This window comes from Aestuarium zhoushanense (assembly GCF_056431045.1).
The window spans coordinates 1-2076 of the sequence record NZ_JBWKMA010000021.1 but is presented as its reverse complement, the minus strand read 5'-3'; the positions used below and the strand labels follow the sequence as shown (position 1 = coordinate 2076).

Genomic DNA, 2076 nt, shown 5'->3' with positions numbered 1-2076 from the left:
GTACTGCCCGATGATCCGAGATAGATCCAGTTGGTTTGGCGGCAGGATCTCGACGATCTTATCGAAGCGACCTGCTCGGAGGATCGCTGGATCAATACTCTCGATGCTGTTCGTCGCCGCCAGGACCACAACGCCTTCATATTCAACGACACCGTCGAGCCGCTCGAGAAACCCAGTTATGGCTTTAGTGTCGTAAGAGTCATTGTGAGATCCTGGACCGCCCCCGTTTCGACTGAAGAAAGCATCGAGTTCATCGATGAAGAGGATGCAAGGCGCATTACTTTGCGCAGATTTAAAGCTGCGCTCCATCGCGCTCAGGAATTCAGAGAGCGAACCACACTTCTGCCATTCGTTATAGCTCGCTATCTCCAACTTGATATTTCCTGATCGCGCCATCGCACGTGCGAGTTCAGTTTTCCCAGTCCCCGGTGCGCCCACCAACAGAAGCCCGCGCGGCACATCTGACCACGCGAGACGGCCCTCTTTCCAATCCGTCATCGCCTCGATCAGGTCTTCGGCATAGTCTTTCGCCCGCCCTAACCCTGCCAGTTCAGTCAGGGTCGGCCCCTTGGATTGCGGCCTCACTACAAGATCAGCATCTCGCTTAAGCGCTTTCGAGCGGAGATAGGCAACCGCATCCCCAAACCGTGTGAGACGGAGTGCGATCAAGAGATCGAGATCAGATACCTCGCGCAATGATGCCTCTTTCGCCAAATCCACACTCTGGTAGGCAAAAACCTCATCTGCCGTGTCTGGATGAAACAGCTCAAAGAGACATTGAAAGACACTCCAATCCCGCTGCAGATCAAGGCTCTGCCAAATCCCATCAGGATACAAAGACAGATCCAAGGCATTCGTATGGTCAACGAACAGGGTCGGCCGCGTCTTTTGTAGCGCCTCTAAAACCAGATCGTCATTTTCCGAGCGGTATTTGGACATGAGCCGCCGGCTGTCAATAACGCGAAGTCCGACGTTACGCGTTGCATAATTTGCGAACCCGATCTTTTGATCTGACAGCATGATCATCGCGGCCGCTTCTTGCAGCGCCGAGGCATCAAGGTCAGTCGCAATCACAGTCAAAGCTCCTTCAGCGAAAAGGTTCACGGCAGGCGTCTCGGCGATCATTTTGGCCAATGAAAACAGTGCCCGAAGTTCAGCGAACCCTAGAATAGCGTGGTTCATCGCGAGACGCAGGGCCTCGGACAATTGCACCGAGGCGGGGTCCGCTTGAATGTCTTTCAACATGGTGGCAACTTGAACGTCGAAGAGCTTCTGCCGGTGCACTTCGGCTCTCAGGTAAAGCGCCAAGGCTGCTCGAGTAGCGTCAGCCCACTTCGGTCGGTTTTTTTGGTCAGTCATCTTAAGCTCCAAGCGCAGGTCTTCGTTCGCAGAAGTGCTGCGGTATTGAGGGTCAAAAAGTTGGGGTGCTCTCGACCATATGCGGCAAGAACATAAAGTGAACATATCTAACGAGAAGGAAGAGGCCGCAAGAGGCAAAATCTCCCAATTACTAACAAAAACAACGACTTAGAATTTTCGCACGATTTTCAAGGAAACCGTCCGAACCGAGGGGCTGAGGGTTTTTCAATGAAAACAGGGGGGCACCCGGTCTCCCTCCCCGAAGGAGAGGTCCAATTTCGCAGACCGCGTGATCTACTCTTTTTGTCGATGAAGTCGGTGCTGAAGCGCGATCAGTGCCGAGGAGCCGACCACTTCATCGAATTTTCGCACTATTTTTGGAAGTGGAGCCGATGAGCAGATTCGCCACTGGATCGCTGTGTCCGACTGGTCAGCGGCTGGTTTTTAGGTACCAGGATCGGATTTTCGCAGATTTGAGCATCAGCTGCGACACACCCTCTCCTCTAAGATTGAGACATCAGCTTCGAGGCAGCGGATTTTCGCATAATTCCTACGCCGCGTGGTGCTTGGAGCGGTGATTTTGCGCTGTTTTGGGCGGATTTTGTTGAAAAAGTCGGCCTGAGAACGCGTTTTGAGCTGCGCTTAGACTTGTGTCTCGACGCTTGGTTCGGACAATCGTCCGTCGCGCCGCCTCGCGGCGACTATCTGGCCACTTAG

1 protein-coding gene is annotated in these 2076 nt (G+C 53.5%); it reads right to left on the bottom strand.

Going from position 1 to position 2076, the window contains the following annotated elements; translation table 11 throughout:
* Positions 1–1359: ATP-binding protein (locus tag AC07ED_RS07425; protein WP_478242035.1), on the bottom strand; the 1359-nt coding region annotated here is incomplete at its 3' end.
* Between the last annotated feature and the right edge of the window lie 717 nt (positions 1360–2076).